Source organism: Gryllotalpicola daejeonensis (genome assembly GCF_039538145.1).
Lineage (GTDB): Bacteria > Actinomycetota > Actinomycetes > Actinomycetales > Microbacteriaceae > Gryllotalpicola > Gryllotalpicola daejeonensis.
The window spans coordinates 700,335-716,278 of sequence record NZ_BAABBV010000002.1; the positions used below are offsets into that span (position 1 = coordinate 700,335).

General features: G+C 68.9%; 15 protein-coding genes. 4 read left to right on the top strand and 11 right to left on the bottom strand.

Going from position 1 to position 15,944, the window contains the following annotated elements:
* Position 1 precedes the first annotated feature (1 nt).
* From ABD736_RS16110 to ABD736_RS16150, 9 genes are all read right to left on the bottom strand, one after another.
* Complete coding sequence (locus ABD736_RS16110) at positions 2-889, bottom strand: sugar phosphate isomerase/epimerase family protein (RefSeq protein ID WP_344792898.1); 888 nt, start codon at positions 887-889, stop codon at positions 2-4.
* On the bottom strand, positions 886-2,091 hold the full coding sequence (locus ABD736_RS16115) for a dihydrodipicolinate synthase family protein (protein ID WP_344792899.1): 1,206 nt from the start codon (positions 2,089-2,091) through the stop codon (positions 886-888). Before ABD736_RS16115 ends, ABD736_RS16110 begins: the two co-directional genes overlap by 4 nt.
* Positions 2,088-3,242, bottom strand: a complete 1,155-nt coding sequence (locus ABD736_RS16120; protein ID WP_344792900.1) for a Gfo/Idh/MocA family protein — start codon at positions 3,240-3,242, stop codon at positions 2,088-2,090. The genes ABD736_RS16115 and ABD736_RS16120 overlap by 4 nt, the downstream gene beginning before the upstream one ends.
* A gap of 125 nt (positions 3,243-3,367) precedes the next feature.
* Entirely contained in the window at positions 3,368-4,393 is a 1,026-nt protein-coding gene (locus tag ABD736_RS16125; protein WP_344792901.1) for a LacI family DNA-binding transcriptional regulator, read from the bottom strand.
* Positions 4,394-4,424: 31 nt separating this feature from the next.
* On the bottom strand, positions 4,425-5,108 hold the full coding sequence (locus ABD736_RS16130; RefSeq protein ID WP_344792902.1) for a DUF624 domain-containing protein: 684 nt from the start codon (positions 5,106-5,108) through the stop codon (positions 4,425-4,427).
* A gap of 9 nt (positions 5,109-5,117) precedes the next feature.
* Positions 5,118-6,803 carry an extracellular solute-binding protein gene (locus ABD736_RS16135; protein ID WP_344792903.1) on the bottom strand — a complete coding sequence of 562 codons (1,686 nt, stop codon included), beginning with the start codon at positions 6,801-6,803 and terminating at the stop codon, positions 5,118-5,120.
* A gap of 62 nt (positions 6,804-6,865) precedes the next feature.
* The gene (locus tag ABD736_RS16140) at positions 6,866-7,831 is read right to left on the bottom strand and encodes a carbohydrate ABC transporter permease (RefSeq protein ID WP_425555044.1); all 966 of its coding nucleotides are present in this window, start codon (positions 7,829-7,831) and stop codon (positions 6,866-6,868) included.
* Positions 7,828-8,781, bottom strand: a complete 954-nt coding sequence (locus ABD736_RS16145; RefSeq protein ID WP_425555039.1) for an ABC transporter permease — start codon at positions 8,779-8,781, stop codon at positions 7,828-7,830. The genes ABD736_RS16140 and ABD736_RS16145 overlap by 4 nt, the downstream gene beginning before the upstream one ends.
* A gap of 218 nt (positions 8,782-8,999) precedes the next feature.
* Positions 9,000-10,013, bottom strand: coding sequence for a LacI family DNA-binding transcriptional regulator (locus ABD736_RS16150; RefSeq protein WP_344792905.1), 1,014 nt, complete (start codon positions 10,011-10,013; stop codon positions 9,000-9,002).
* Positions 10,014-10,158: 145 nt separating this feature from the next.
* Between ABD736_RS16150 and ABD736_RS16155 the strand changes: the two genes are divergently transcribed.
* From ABD736_RS16155 to ABD736_RS16170, 4 genes are all read left to right on the top strand, one after another.
* Entirely contained in the window at positions 10,159-11,136 is a 978-nt protein-coding gene (locus ABD736_RS16155) for a DUF6807 domain-containing protein (protein ID WP_344792906.1), read from the top strand.
* Entirely contained in the window at positions 11,133-12,251 is a 1,119-nt protein-coding gene (locus ABD736_RS16160) for a Gfo/Idh/MocA family protein (protein ID WP_344792908.1), read from the top strand. The genes ABD736_RS16155 and ABD736_RS16160 overlap by 4 nt, the downstream gene beginning before the upstream one ends.
* 14 nt (positions 12,252-12,265) lie before the next feature.
* Positions 12,266-13,045, top strand: a complete 780-nt coding sequence (locus tag ABD736_RS16165) for a cupin domain-containing protein (protein ID WP_344792910.1) — start codon at positions 12,266-12,268, stop codon at positions 13,043-13,045.
* A 73-nt stretch (positions 13,046-13,118) separates the two neighbouring features.
* Positions 13,119-14,639, top strand: coding sequence for a DUF5597 domain-containing protein (locus ABD736_RS16170; RefSeq protein WP_344792912.1), 1,521 nt, complete (start codon positions 13,119-13,121; stop codon positions 14,637-14,639).
* Between the two features lie 15 nt (positions 14,640-14,654).
* Here the strand turns inward: ABD736_RS16170 and ABD736_RS16175 are convergent, their stop codons facing one another.
* Together ABD736_RS16175 and ABD736_RS16180 are read right to left on the bottom strand one after the other, a co-directional pair.
* Positions 14,655-15,167: a mycothiol transferase gene (locus ABD736_RS16175; protein ID WP_344792913.1), complete on the bottom strand. Its 513-nt coding sequence runs from the start codon at positions 15,165-15,167 to the stop codon at positions 14,655-14,657.
* Between the two features lie 28 nt (positions 15,168-15,195).
* Positions 15,196-15,939, bottom strand: coding sequence for a dienelactone hydrolase family protein (locus ABD736_RS16180; RefSeq protein ID WP_344792914.1), 744 nt, complete (start codon positions 15,937-15,939; stop codon positions 15,196-15,198).
* Positions 15,940-15,944: the final 5 nt, after the last annotated feature.

The window sequence follows — 15,944 nt, forward strand, 5'->3', positions numbered from 1 at the left end:
GTCAGCTGCCGAGGGCGGGAGCGACGGTCGCATCGAACGCCGCCGCGACGCGCACGGCGACGTCGGCGTAGGGCGCGTCCCAGATCTCCTGCCGGAAGATCTCGACCTCGATGTCGCCGTCGTAGCCGGCATCGGTCACCCGTCGCGTCACTGCCCCGAAATCGATGTGGCCGTCGCCCATGTACCCGCGCGACAGCAGCGAGTCGGCCGACAGCGGCGTCATCCAGTCGCACACCTGATAGCTCGCGATCCGATCGGATGCCCCGGCCCGCGCGATCTGCGCGGGAAGCTCCGGATCCCACCACACGTGGTAGGTGTCGACGACGACGCCGATTTCCGGGCCGACGGATTCCGCGATGTCCAGCGCCTGGCCGAGGGTCGAGACCACGCCGCGGTCGGCGGCGAAGATCGGGTGCATCGGCTCGATCGCGAGCGTCACCCCGGCCGCGCGGGCATCGGGCGCGAGCGCCGCGATCGCGTCGGCCGCCCGCGCCCGGGCCCCGACCAGGTCGCGATCCCCCTCCGGCAGCCCGCCGGCGACGAGCACCAGCACGGCGCGCGAGCCGGGGGCACCGGCGGCGGCCAGCGCCGCGGTCTCCTCGATCGCGCGACGGTTGTCGTCGAGTGCGCGATCGCGAGCGGCTCCGGGCTGCGCCGTGAAGAATCCCGCGCGGCAAAGCGACGAGATACGCAGCCCGGATGCTTCGACGAGCCGGACCGCGCGGTCGAGCCCGACCTCGGCGACGGGCTCGCGCCACGCGCCGAAAGAGGTGTAGCCGGCAGCGGCCGCGACGTCGAGCGCCTCCGCGAGCGGGGCGTACTTGATGGTCGCCTGGTTGAGGCTGAGGCGCGGGTGCGGTGCCGCAGACGCGGGCGCCTGCGCGCTCACAGCAGCACCGTCCGCGGGGTCTCGACTCCCGAGACGGCAAGGAACGCGTTCCACCGCGCGGCCGCGAGCTCCGGATCTTCCAGCGCTCCGGCCGCATTCGCGAGGCGAACGATCTCCGACAGGTGCGGCAGCGACCGTGCCGAGTGCAGGCCGCCGACGAGCTGGAAGCCGGGCTGGTGGCCGTTCAGCCACGACAGGAATGCGACGCCGGTCTTGTAATAGAACGTGGGCGCGGCGAACACCTGCCGCGACAGCGCCTCGCTCGGCTGCAGCAGCTCGAAGTAGCCGTCGCGGTCCCCCGCGTCGAGGCGCTGGATCGCCGACGACGCCAGCGGCGCCACCGCCGCGAACGCACCGAGCAGCGCGTCGGAGTAGGAGCCGCGCTCCTGCACGGCACCGTCGCTCGCGGCATCCCCGGCGATCAGGCTCACGTAGTTGAAGTCGTCGCCCGTGAACATGCGCGCCGTGTGCGGCAGGCGCGCGCGCACCGCGATCTCCTTCTCGGCGTCCAGCAGGCTCATCTTCACGCCGGACACCTTCTCGGGGTGGGCGGCGATGATGTCGATGAGAACGGATGCCGCAGCCTGCGCGTCTTGTGAGCCGAAGTAGCCGCGCAGCACCGGGTCGAAGGCCTCGCCGAGCCAGTGCAGCACGACCGGCGTCTGGGCCCGCTCGAGCACGGCGTCGTAGACGCGGCGGTAGTCGTCGGGGCCGGTCGCCGCGCGCGCGAGGTGGCGCGACGCCATGAGCACGACCCCCGCCCCCTGGTCTTCGGTGAAGGCGAGCTGCTCGAGGTAGGCCGCGATGACCTCGTCGAGCGAGATGCGCTCGGTCTCGATGTGGTCGGTGTTGACGCCGACGACGAGCGCCCCGCCGACCGACCGCGCTTCGGCTGCGCTGCGCGAGATGAGCTCGCGGGTCGCGGCCGCATCCAGGCCCATGTTGCGCTGCGCGGTGTCCATCGCGTCGGCCACGCCGAGACCCCACGACCACACGTGGTGGCGGAAGGCGAGCGTGGCATCCCAGTCGATATCTGCAGGCTGACCGGGGGTGTTGTCACCATGGACCTTCGGCACCACGTGCGCGGCCGCATACGCCACCCGCGAGCGCAGCGGCTCAGCCGGGCGCGTGAGCGCCGGCGAGGCCGCGAGCTCGACCTGGCTGACAGCCCCGTCTGCGGCAAGCAGCGTCAGCGCAGTCATGCCGTCACCTCCGGAATGTCCAGGCGCGCGCCCTTCGCCGCCGACTCGAGCCCCGTCTCGGCCAGCAGCACCCCACGGGCGCCGGCGAGGAAGTCGTAGCGGTTCGGTGCGTCTTCGGCGACGTGGCGCAGGAACTCCTCCCACTGCACCTTGAAGCCGTTCTCGAACACCTCGGTCTCGGGCACCTCATGCCAGTCCGCCGCGTAGTCGTGCCCGTCGGGGATGTCGGGGTTCCACGTCGGTCGCGGCGTCGCCGACCGGTGCTGCACCTTGCAGCCGAACAGCCCGGCGACCGCCGAGCCCTCGGTGCCGTCGACCTGCAGTTCCAGCAGCTCGTCGCGGTTCACGCGCACATCCCACGACGAGTTGAACTCGGCGATCACACCGCCTGAGAGCCCGAAGATCGCGTACGCCGCGTCGTCGGCCGTCGCCTGATACGTCTGCCCGCGCTCGTCCACGCGCGTCGGAATGTGCGTCGCCGTCTGCGCGTACACCGACTCGACCCGCCCGAACAGGTTCTCGAGCACGTAGTTCCAGTGCGGGAACATGTCCAGCACGATGCCGCCGCCGTCCTCGGCGCGGTAGTTCCACGACGGGCGCTGCGCCGGCACCCCGTCGCCCGGGAACACCCAGTACCCGAACTCGCCGCGCACCGACAGGATCCGGCCGAAGAACCCGTCGTCGATCAGCCGCTTGAGCTTCCGCAGGCCGGGCAGATAGAGCTTGTCGTGCACGACGCCGTTCTTGATGCCTGCCGCCTTGGCGAGCCGCGCCAGTTCCAGGGCATCCTGGAAGTTGCCGGCGGTCGGCTTCTCGGTGTAGACCGCCTTGCCCACCGCGATCGCCTTCGTGATCGCCGGCACGCGCGCCTCGGTCACGAGGAAGTCCGCGTAGACATCCCACTGCGGGTCCGCGAGCGCCTCATCGAGGTTCGTCGTCCAGTCCGCGATGTCATGACGTGCCGCGATGTCTCGCAGCTTGTCCTCGTGCCGCCCCACGAGAATCGGCTTCACCTGAACCCGGCGGCCGTCCGAGAGGACCACCCCGCCCGCATCCCGGATCGCGAGGATCGAGCGCACCAGGTGCTGCCGATACCCCATGCGCCCCGAGACGCCGTTCATGATGATGCCGATCGTCGACTCAGACGACATTGCTGACCTCCGTTGGTTGCAGATTGATGTGTGCGCGGCGCCGTCGGCGCCGAGATTCATGGGGCGGATGCCTGCGAGGGCCGCCTGGGGGACGGGGTGCCCGCCGCGCCCCGTTCGTGGCGGGCTCACTCGTGTTCGACACCCGCGGGCGTGCTCTCCCGAACGACCACCTCCGCCGGCAACCGCATGAGCGACTGCGACCCGGTGCGATGCAGAATCAGGTCGACCGCCGCGATGCCGCCCTGCTCGAGCGGCAGCCGCACCGTCGTGAGCCCCGGCGTCACGTCGCGCAGGGTCTCGATGTCGTCGAAGCCGGCGACCGCGACATCGCGCCCCGGCTCGATGCCCGCCTCGCGCAGCCGTGCCATCGCGCCGACCGCCATCAGGTCGGTGACCGCGAAGACGAGGTCGGGGCGACCGTGGTCGGCGAGCGCGCGGCCCATCGCCTCGTACCCGCCCGCGCGCGTGAACTCGCTGTGCACGACGGGCACGTCGAGCGTGTCCTCGAACGGCCCGGCGTCCGCCGGATGCTTCGCAACGGCCCACCCTTCGAGGAATCCGTCTGCCCGTTCGCGCGACGTCATCAGTCGCTCGGGGCCCGCCAGCACGATCGCGCGGGCGTAGCCCGCGGTCGCGAGGCGAGCCGCAAGCGCACGCGCCCCCTCGACGTTGTCAAAGGCGATCGTGTCGAACGGCAGGCCGGCCTGCGTGACGAGCACGACGTGACCGCCCTCTGCCTCGAAGTCGCGCAGCTGCGTCTCGAGCCGGGCCGTGACCGCGGCATCCGTCACTCGGCTGCCGACCAGCACGATGCCCGCGGGGCGCAGGCCGCGCAGAGAGCTGACCAGCTGCACCTCTCGCTCGGGGTCGCGCCCGGAGACGCTGATGCTGGCGCCCATGCCGCCCGCCTCGGCCGCGGCGATGATGCCGCCCGCGATCTGAGCGAAGTACGGGTCGGTGATGTCGCTGACGATGATGCCGACCGTGTTCGTGCGGCCGCGCGCGACCGCCTGTGCCTGCAGGTTCGGTGCGTAGTTCAGGCGCTCGGCGGCGGCGAGCACGCGTGCGCGGTACTCCTCTTTCACGCGGCGGGCGCTGCCGTTCAGCGTGCGCGACGCCGTTGCGAGAGAGACCCCTGCATCGCGGGCCACGTCCTGCAGGGTCGCGGGGGGCCGGCGGGCGTCATCGCGCGCCATCCTGCCTCCCGTCGGTCGTGAATCGTGCGTCGACCAGCTCGAACGCGCCTTGCGCCCCGGCGATCGCGAACAGCGCGAACACCCCGGCGAGCAGGCCGAGCACGAACTCGGACGACAGGTAGATCGTGGCACCTGCGACGATGAGCAGCGCGAAATCGGTCACGGTCGAACGCGGCGCGCCGAAGAGCAGGTAGCCGCCGAGGCGCAGCACGTCGCGCGTGCGGAACGCGTAGCGGCTGATGATGAGCAGCACCGCGCTCATCCACAGCAGCGAGATTCCGGCGATCACGGCGATCACGGCACGCAATGCGAGCGGGGATGCCGGAGACGCGACGTCCGCGCCCGCGGCGGTCAACAGCAGCCAGTAGGGCAGCCAGACGGCGAGCGTCTGTCGCCAGTTGAGGCGGTATCCCCGCCAGAACGAGGTGAAGGGGCCGCGCTCGGGGTCGGCCCTGATGACCCGCGTGGCATACAGCAGCGCGGTCCAGGCCGGCCCGATCACGACGCCGCCGACCGCGATCGCCACCGTGCTGTGCCCGGCGACGATCGCGGCGGCGAAGGGCAGGCAGGCGATGAGGAAGCCGGCCGTCGGCCCCAGGACGGAGTAGACCGCCTGAGCCGCCCGATACAGCGGGCCGGTCGTGAACTCCCTCGTCGTCTGCGCGCTCATGGTGCAGTTCTACTTCTTCTTCTGGGCCGCGTCGTACGCCTTGTTCGCGTTGTCGACGTATTCCTGCATGCCCTTGGCCTTGAGCTCGCTGACGTAGGCGTCCCAGTCGGAGGAAAGGTCCTTCTTCCCCAGGATGAAGTTCATCGTCCAGGTGGTCGTCGAGCCGATCAGAGCGGTCTGCTTCTGCGCGGCCTGCTGGGCCTCGACAGGCGTGTAGGGCACCGACGGCGGCGTCTTGGCGAGCTTGTAGTTCGCGACGGTCTTCTGCCAGGCGAGCTCCTCGTCCGCCATGGTCGACTCGACGATCTGGGTCGTGCCGCCGTAGACGAAGTTGCCGCAGCCGAAGCCGTCGTCGTTGCGGATGTCCTTCTTTGCGCTCTGGTCGCCCAGTCCGTAGGCCGCCAGCTTCCAGCCGGGGGCGGGCTCGTACTTGCCGTCCTTGATGACGTAGGTCTCGCCCTTGATGCCCCACTTGGCCATGACCTGCGCCTCATCGGAGTACCACTGCCAGTCGACGAACTGCAGGAAGGCCTCGAAGTCGTCCTTCTTGGATGCGGAGGTCGACAGCATGATGCCGTTCTCGAGGCGGCTGCCCGCGATGATCTTGCCGTTGGGACCGCCGGGGATCGGACCCTTCGAGATCTTGTACTTGCCGGCGCCGAGGCTCTTGTCCAGTGCGGTGCGGTCGAGCTGCAGCTGCTGCGAGTTCGTGCTGATGACGAACGTCTTGCCCGTCGTGAACTTGGCACCGGCCTTGTCGTCCGTCATCGTGAACGAGTCGGGGTCGAGCAGACCGTTCTTGACCAGGTCGGCGAAGTATGCGATCAGCGCCTTGTAGTTCTCGTCCGCCGGCGTGTAGCTGAACTTCTTCTTGTCGAAGTCGAACAGCAGACCGGTGCCCAGGCCCCAGCTGCCGCTGGTGGCCGCGTCGTAGCCGGCCATGGTGCCGTACGTCACGGCCGCGATGTTCATGGCGCTCGCAACGCCGTAGCGCTCCGTCCAGGGTGTGACGCCCTTGGCATCCTTGATCGCCTGCAGGGTGGTCTTGACCTTGTCCCAGGTATCGGGGGCCTCGAGGCCGAGGTCTTCGAGGACGTCGTCACGCCACGACAGCGTGTAGTCGGGGTTCAGCGTCTGGTGAAGGCCCGGCAGCACATAGAACTTGCCGTCGCCCTGGCGGATCGAGTCCAGGTCGGCGTCGAGGTTCCAGTCCTTCACCTTCTTGGTGAAGTTCGGCATGTACTTGGTGTACTCCGAGACGGGAAGGATCGCGCCACCGCCGACGAACTGCGTCTCGGTGCCCGGGTAGCTCTTGGCGATGATGTCGGGGGCATTGCCCGAGTTGATCAGCACCGACATCTTGGTCGAGTAGTCCGCGAACGGCACCACCGTCGGCTCAAGAGTCACATTCGTGTCCTTCTTGATCTGCGAGAAGATCTTCCACGTCTTCTTGTAGGGGTACGCCGGGTTGTCCTGGAAGAGCATGGTGACTTTCAGCGGCTTGCTGGCCGTGAACTGCTTGCCTGCCGCGTAGTCCTTCATCATGCCTGCGGTCTTGCCCGAGACCACGGGGGTGCCGCCTGAAGCGCCGCCCGACGAGCAGCCGGCGAGCAGACCGGCTGCGGCACCGGCAAGGCCCATCACGAGCACGTCACGGCGAGATACCTTGATCGACATTTTCTGCGAGACCTCCATTGGTGTTGCAGTTTTCTTGGTTGTTGTGGTGCGGGAGAAGAAGAGCGGATGCCTGCGCCGAGCTAGCCCTTGACCGAGCCGAGCATCACGCCGGACACGAAGTAGCGCTGGATGAACGGGTAGACGAAGAGGATCGGCAGCACCGTGAGGATCATCGTGACGGCCTTGATGTTGGCGCCGATCTGGGTCAGGTCGGAGTCGGCCGCAGCGCCCGCGTTCTGCGCCCCCGAGGCGCCGGCTATGAGGTTCCGCAGGTACACCGTGACCGGATAGAGACTCGAGTGGTCCATATAGAGGAACGCGGGGAACCAGGAGTTCCAGTTGGCGACGCCGTAGAACAGGATCATCGTGGCGATGACCGCCTTGGACAGCGGCAGCACGATCCGGATGAGCGTGCCGTAGGTGTTCAGGCCGTCGATCTCGGCCGCCTCGATGAGCTCGTGCGGCAGGTTCTCGAAGAACGACTTCATCACGAGGACGTTGAAGACACTGATCGCATTGGGGATCGCGATCGCCCAGATCGTGTTCGTCATGTGCAGCTTGTTGACGAGGATGTAGGTCGGAACGATGCCGCCGCTGTAGAGCATCGTCACGAGGGCGAGCCCGATGAAGAACCCGCGGCCCTTCAGGTCCTTGCGCGAAATCGCGTAGGCGAACATCGTCGACAGGAGCATCGAGACTGCCGTGGAGACCACCGTGTACACGATCGTGTTGCGGTAGTTGATCCAGAAGGTCGAGTCGGATGCCACCAGCTTGTACGTCTGGAAGTTCCAGCCCTGCGGCCAGATCGTCACGGTGCCCTGGTCGATGAACTTCTGGCTCGACAGCGACTGTGCGAGGACATTGACGAAGGGGAACAGCGTGACGGCGACGGCCAGCAGCAGCACGACGACGTTCACGACGGCGAAGATCTTCTCGCCGCGAGTGCGCGACAGCGAGGTGCGCCGGCGCTTCGGATTCACGGGCGTTCCCGCGAGCGCGACTTCGGTGGCGGGTCCGATTTCTGCGGCCGCTTGAGTCTCGATCACCACAGGCTTGCTCCTACGATGCGCTTGGATACGAAGTTGGCTGCGCCGACGAGCACCAGGCCGATGACGGCCTCGAACATGCCCGCGGCGGCGGCGTAGCTGAAGCTGCCCGACACGATTCCGTAGCGGTACAGGTAGGTCGAGATGACATCGGCCGTCGAGTACAGCGTGGGGTTGTAGATGAGCAGGATCTTCTCGAACCCGACGCTCATGAAGCTGCCGATGTTGATGATGAGCAGGGTGACGACCGTGGGCGCGATGCCGGGCAGCGTCACGTGCCACACCTGCTGCCAGCGATTCGCTCCGTCGATGCGCGCAGCCTCGTAGAGGCTCTCATCGACCTGAGTCAGCGCCGCCAGGTAGAGGATCGTGCCCCAACCCATGGTCTGCCAGATCTCGCTGCCGACGTAGATCGCGGGGAACCACCCCGGCTGCGTCATGAAGTCGACCGGGTGGATGCCCACCTGCGAGAGCAGATGGTTGATCGCGCCGGTGAGCGAGGTCATCTGCAGGATCATTCCGGCGACGATCACGATCGAGAGGAAGTGCGGCAGGTAGGTCGTCGTCTGCACGAAGCGCTTGAACCCGGCCGAACGCAACTCGTTGAGCAGCAGCGCGAGCACGATGGGCACCGGGAACCCGAAGATCAGCGCGAGACCGCCGAGCACGACCGTGTTCCGGAACGCACCCCAGAAGACGGGATCGCTCAGCACCTGCTGGAAGTTCTGGAAGCCCACCCAGTACTCGCCGAAGATGTTGCCGCCCGGCATGTACTGGCGGAAGGCGATCACGTTTCCGGCCATCGGCAGGTACCGGAAGATGATGAAGTAGGCCACCGGCAGGACCAGCAGCGAATACAGCTGCCAGTTGCGGTACCACGGGCGGCGGCGCACCTTCTGAGTGCGCCCGACCGCCGCGGCCGCGGTGGCACGGGGCGTCATCGTCGACATCCGCGTCGTCCCTCTCGCTCGGCGACGCGGCGGTGATCGGTCCACCGCGTCGTGGGTCTGCGCTGCCGCCGAAAGCCCGCAATCGAACTGCGAAAGGCTTTCGGGGAGCGATCGAAAGCGAAGCTAACGGACAAGCGCTTTCCGCGTCAAGTCCTCTGGGTAAGCGTTTCCCAGAAAGTGGCCGTTCGCGACCTCGGGAACTGAGTGCTCGCGCGCGGTCAGGAGCTGAGCGAGATCGCGCTGCGGCGCTCGATCATCGTCGTCGCGAGCTCGAGGTGTCGCGCCACGCGGGCCTCGGGGTTCGCGGCCAACTCATGGACGAGGCGCATCGCCTCTGCCGCCATGTCGGCAAGCGGCTGGTGCACCGTGGTGAGCGCGGGCGACAGGTATCGCGAGAGCACGGTGTCATCGAAGCCGATGACCGACAGCTCACTGGGGATGCGGATGTCGCGCTCGCGCGCGGCCTCGTACAGGCCGGCGGCCTGCTGGTCGGAGCTCGCGATGATCGCGGTCGGCCGCTCGGGCAGATCGAGCAGCTTCGTCGCCGCCGCGTGGCCGCCCGTGACGCGGAACTCCGCCTCCGTGACGAGCCGAGGGTCGAAGGCGACTCCGTTGCGTCGCAGTGCCGAGGCGTAGCCCTCGAGCCGCTGCACCGCGGCCGGCACATTGCTGGGCCCCGCGATCAATCCGATGCGGGTGTGCCCGAGCTCGAGAAGCCGCTCTGTGGCTGCGAACGAGCCCGCCCAGTTGGTCGCGCCGACGGTCGCGAAGCGGTCGGGGACGTCGCCGCTCGGGTCGATCACGACGACCGGCGCCTTGAGCTCCTGAAGGGCGCGCAGCTGCTCCGCGCCGAGAGTCGGAAGAGCGGCGATCACGCCGTCGGAGTGTCGCGCCGCGACCGCGTCGAGCCAGCTGCGCAGGTCGAAGCCGGGGTTCACCGACGAGGTCACGACGACGGCCGAGCCCCGGTGCGCCGCCGCCGCTTCTGCGCCGCGGACGATCTCGAGCGCCCAGGGCGAGTCGACCCCCTCGATGATCAGGTCGATCACGCCGGCGAGGTCGTTGCCCTGCAGGCGCTTGGCCGTGTACCCGGTGTCCTGCAGCGCCTGCTGCACCTTGGCCCGCGTCGCCTCCGACACGTCCGCGCGCCCGTTGAGCACCTTGGAGACGGTCGGAACCGACACTCCTGCCGCCTTGGCGACGTCGGCCAGGGTTCCTCGCGATGCCGCCATCGGGTTCCTCTCAAGATGTCTTCGCCTTGACGCGATTGTGGCGATCCGAATAGGCTCGCTTGTCGATCAAGGGTATCGAAAAACTTTCGGTTTTCGAAAGTCCCGATGGCAACAAAATCAACGAGGATTCAGAGGATTTCCGTCCATGGCCAGCCAACCCAGCCCACTCTCGCTGCTCCACGACGTCGGTTCCGAGGTCGCGGTGCGCGCGGGCGTCGAGCTGTTCCGCTACGTGTACCGCCCGACCGAAGTGCAGTACGAGTCGCCGCGCCCGTACCTTCACCCGATCCGGACGCGCTCCGGCAAGCTCGTGACGGTCTTCCGCCCGCACGACCACGTGTGGCACAAGGGCATCGCGCTGTCGCTGCCGAACGTCGGCCCCCACAACTTCTGGGGCGGCGTGACCTACACGCGAGCCACCGGCTACGCGAACCTGGACAACAACGGCTCCATGGAGCACGCAGAGCTGCTTGAGGCATCCGTCGACGAGTCATCGGCCACGTTCTCGCATCGCCTCACCTGGGTGAGCGAGCCCAAGTCGGGCGAGAACGCAGGCGCCCCGGTCGTCGATGAGGTCCGCACGATCCGCGCCGTCGTCGGCACGCGTGAGGATGCGTGGACACTCACGTGGTCGAGCACGATCACCAACGTCTCGGGCGCTGCGCTGCACATCGGCTCGCCCACCACCGAGGGCCGCGACAACGCCGGCTACGGCGGCCTGTCCTGGCGCGGGCCCCGCTCGTTCACGGGCGGTTACATGGTCGGCGCAGACGGCACAGAGGGCGAGGAGCTGCGCGGCACCCAGAGCCTGTGGGCCGGCTTCAGCGGCAAGCACGACGAGATCGATGCAGAGTCGACCGTCGTCTTCATCGACGGCACCTACGGCGGCGACCTGCCCACCAAGTGGTTCGCCCGCTCCGAGCCGTTCGCCTGCCTCAACCCCGCTCCGTTCTTCGACGAGGTGCGCACGCTCGAGCAGGGCGAGAGCCTGACCCTCGACTACGCCGTCGTCATCGCCGACGGCGGAAGCGACGCCGCTCGCATGGCCGAGCTGGCGCAGACCGGCGTGCAGGTGCTCGCCGACGCGGGCGTCAGCGTCCCGGCAGAGGCGGTGGCGCAATGAGCGACTCCACCACCGGCCGCCCCGTCCGTATCGGCATTGTCGGCACCGGCGGCATCGCCCGTATCCACGCCGACAACATCGCCAAGCTCGCGGGCCGCGCCGCGATCGTCGGCGCGGTCGACGTCGACCCCGACCGCCTCGCCGGCTTCCAGGCCGAGTTCGGTGTCGAGGCCGGCTACGCGAGCCTCGAAGAGCTGCTCGAGCACGGCAAGCCCGACATCGTGCACCTGTGCACGCCGCCGGGGTTGCACAAGGAGCAGGCTCTCATCGCCCTCGCGGCGGGCGTCGACGTGCTCTCCGAGAAGCCGCCGGCCCTGTCGCTCGCCGAGATCGACGAGCTGGCCGCCGCCGAGCGCGCCTCCGGTGCCCACTTCGCGACCGTCTCACAGCACCGCTTCGGCGGCCGGGCCACCTGGTTGCGCGAGCGCCTGGCCGACGGGAAGCTCGGACGGCCGATGGTCGCCGTGTGCAACACGCTCTGGTACCGGCCCGACTCCTACTTCGACGTGCCGTGGCGCGGCAACTGGGACATAGAGGGCGGCGGCCCGACCATGGGCCACGGCATCCACCAGATCGACACCATGCTGTCGATCCTGGGCCCCTGGGCCGAGGTCGTCGCCGTCTCGGCGCGGCAGGCCCGCCCGGTCGCCACCGAGGACCTGTCGACCGCGATCGTCACGTTCGAGAACGGCACCGTGGCGACCGTGGTGAACAGCCTGCTGTCGCCCCGCGAGACCAGCTACCTGCGCTTCGACTTCGAGTTCGCGACCGTCGAGCTCGAGCACCTCTACGGCTACGGCGATGACAACTGGAAGATCACCGCGGCGCCGGGGCACGAGGCAGAGGTCGAGGCACTGTGGGCCGAGGGCCCGCACGGCAACTCCGGCCACGCGGCGCAGTTCGCCGCCGTCATCGACGCGCGCGAGCAGGGGCTTCCCCTGCCGGTCGAGACGACGTCTGCGCGTCGCACGCTCGAGCTGATCGCCGGCATCTATGCGTCGTCGTTCACGGGCGTTCGCGTCGCGAGCGGCGACATCGATACGGATTCCCCGTTCTATTCGAGCATGGAGGGCAGTGGCGCTCCCTGGCGCGAGGCCCTCGCGGTCGCAGAATGAGTGAGGCTTTCGGGATGGGAGAACCCGGGGATGAGGCTTCGGCCTCGGAGGCGCCGGGGGCCGCTGCGGCGGCCCTCGCGCGCGGCCTTCCCGGTGGCATTGCCGTCTCGCGGCTGAGGGTCTACGACTGGCCGACGAGCGACGGGCGCATGGGTGGCTCGCCGCACCTGCACACCACCTCGACAGAGGGCTACGTGGTGCTGGCAGGGTCGGGCGAGCTTGAGAGCCTGAGCTCGCGCGGCCTGGAGACCACGCCGCTGCATCCGGGCGCCGTCGTGTGGTTCACGCCTGGAACGGTGCACCGGCTCATCAACGGAAGCGGAGATCTCGACATCCTCACGCTCATGTCGAACGCGGGCCTGCCCGAGGCGGGCGACGCGGTGCTGACGTTCCCGGCCGAGGTGCTCGGGGATCCCGAGCGCTATGCCGCCGCCGCCGCTCTGCCGCAGACCGACGACCAGGCCGAGCTCGAGCGCGCGGCGCGCGCCCGGCGCGACCTCGCACTCGAGGGCTGGGCCGAGCTGCGCGCGCAGGCGCAGGCTGATCTCGACGCAGCACTGAGCGCGCTCTACACAGCGGCAGCCCGCCTGGTCGCCCCCAAGACCGCGCGCTGGCAGGCTATCTGGCGCGGCGGCCCTGCCGCGCAGAGCGAGGCCACCGGCAGTGCGCTCGCATCGCTGGCCGCAGCCGGCACCGAGAGCCTGTACGGCAGCGGCGTCGGAACCCTCGCGCCGCTCAGCGGCCCCGAGCGCTGGGGCATGTGCGGCCGCCTGACGGTGTGGCCGCTCGTCTGATCTGCTGATCCGTCATCTGCCCGAGGCGCCCGACTCGATCGCTCGAACCCCGACCATTCGTCACAAGGAACCGATGTCTCTGCCCCACCTCGTGTCATCCGGCACGGCGACGCTGCTCATGGTCGACGACGCGCCATTCCTCATCCGCGGCGGCGAACTCGGCAACTCGAGCGCCGAGCGCTCGTACCTCGAGCCGTTCTGGCCGAAGCTCGAGGCACTCGGGCTCAACACCGTCGTCGCGCCGGTGTACTGGGACGTCGTCGAACCGGCCGAGGGCTGCTTCGACTGGACGACGCTCGACGAGCTGCTCGCCGACGCCCGCGCGCACGGCATGCGACTCGTGCTGCTGTGGTTCGGCAGCTGGAAGAACAGCATGTCGTCGTATGTGCCGGCCTGGGTCAAGACCGACACCGAGCGCTTCCCGCGGGCACGCACGTCCGGCGGAGCGGCGCTTGAGATCCTGTCCGCCTTCGCCGACGACAACCGCGATGCCGACGCACGGGCGTTCGCCGCGCTCATGCGCCACCTGCGCGAGGCCGACGACGAACACACCGTGATCATGGTCCAGGTCGAGAACGAGATCGGCATGATGCCCGAAGCGCGCGACCACTGCCCGCAGGCAGAGGAGGCATTCGGCGGCCAGGTGCCGGCCGAGCTGCTGCCCGTTGGCGCGCAGCCCGGGTCATGGGCCGACGTGTTCGGCGCCTCCCCCGCCACCGATGAGCGCTTCCAAGCGTGGGCGTTCGCGCGCTACGTCGAGGTGATCGCCGCAGCCGGAAAAGCCGAGCTGCCGTTGCCGATGTACACCAACGCGGCGCTGATCCGCCCAGGGGCCGCCCCCGGGCAGTACCCGAGCGCCGGCCCGCTGCCGCATCTGGCCGAGGTCTGGCGCGCCGGCGCGCCGAGCCTCGACTTCATCGCGCCGGACATCTATTTCCCGAACTTCGCGGAGTGGGCCGACGCGTACGTCGCCAGCGGCAACCCGCTGTTCGTTCCTGAGGCGCTGCGCAGCGTCGACGCCGCCGCCAACGCCCTCTATGCCTTCGGCAGGCACGCCGCACTCGGCTTCTCGCCCTTCGGCATCGAGTCGATCTCAGGCGACGCCGAGGATCTGCTCGCCGGCGCCTTCGATCTCGTCGCCCAGCTCACGCCGCTGATCGCAGCCCATGCGGGCGACGGGTCGATGGCCGGCCTCATTCCCCCGACGGACGACATGCGGGCACCGCACCGCGTGCGCCTTGCCGACGTCGTGCTCGAGGCGAGCTATGAGCGGGTCGCCGCTCCGTCACTCGCCGACGGCGTCATCAACGAGTCCGGGGATGCCCACGGCAGCAGGCTCCTGCCCGCCGCGGCCATCGTCATCCGCACCTCGGCCGATGAGCTGATCGTCGCGGGCATGGGCGTCACGCTGACGTTCCACTCACCGGCAGCGGCCGACACCGTCGGCATCCTGTCCTGCGAAGAGGGCCGTTTCGATCCTGAGTGGCGGCACCTGCGCTGGCTGAACGGCGACCAGACCCACCAGGGGCGGCATGTTCGCCTCGAGCCGGGCCGGTTCGCCGTGCAGCGGGTTCGCCTCTACCGCTACCGCTGAACAGGCATCCCCGGTCTACTCGACGCCCGCGCGCTGCGCGAGCCCCTGCACGTACGACGCCTGACCGGCGTGCTGCCAGTCGTCACCGATGATCGAGATCAGCCGGACGCCGAGCGTCACGGGCGGATCCCATGACGTGTCGACCACTCGGTCGAGATCCTCGCCGCTGAGCCCGTTCAGGTACGCGACCGTCGCGTCGTGCACGGCGTCGTGGTACCCGAGCAGCAGCTCGGGCGAGGCGACCACCGACGCGACCTGCTCGCTCGTGTGGCCGTAGCCCGTCGAGTCGCGTGGCAGCGGCAGATCGAAGCGGTCCGCCCACTCGCCGAGCCACAGCTCATCGGTGCCGGCGACGTCGGCGATCTGTGAATCCTGCCCACGGGTCAGGTGCCAGACCAGCCAGGCAATGGTGTTCGCCTCGGGGTCGGGGCGGTAGCCGAGCAGCTCAGCGCTCGCCCCCTCGACCACCCGGTGGACGATGCCGCGAATCCGGCCGAAAGCGTCGATCAACAGCTCGCGTTGCTCCATGCCCACCACGCTAGGCGGGTCGGATGCCTCAGGCCAGGGTCGTGGCCAAGAAGTCGTTCACCTTCTGCCAGGCATCCGTCGCCGCCTCTGCGTTGTACGCGTGGGGGTTGGTGTCGTTGAAGAACGCGTGACCGGTGCCCGGGTAGACCGTCGCCTCGAAATCGACGCCGGCTTCAGACATCCGCTTCTCCACCTCGGGAAGCCCCGTGATCAGCCGCTCGTCCTGCTCGCCGTAGAACGCGCGCACCGGGCAGGCGAATCCGTCGAACTCGGTGGCCTGCGGCGGCGCGCCATAGAACGGGGCGGCGGCGCGCACCCGGTCGTCCGCCGCGGCGAGCGCGAACGAATAGGTGCCGCCGAAGCAGAAGCCGGTCACGGCGACACGGCCGGCGACCTCGGGCTGCGCCTCGAGCCAGTCGACGACCTGCTTCAGCGCGCTGACGGCCCACGAGCCGTATTCGGGCTGGTTGAGCGGCGCCATCTTCTCGCGCATGGCCGGCTGGGCGCGGTTGCGCTCCTCCGCATCGGCGCTCTCGCGCAGACGCAGTAGTTCGTTGCCGACCTCGGGTGTGATGCCGACGTGGCTCAAGATGTCCGGCGCGACGACGAGGTAGCCCTGCGCCGCGAACCGGTCGGCGACGTCCTTGATGTGGTCGACGAGGCCCCAGATCTCCTCGATGACGATGAGACCGCCCTTGACCTCGCCCGTCGGGCGCGTGACGTAGCCCGTGAAGCCGTCGAATTCGATCGTGTTGCCCCTTAGTTCACTCATGCGAA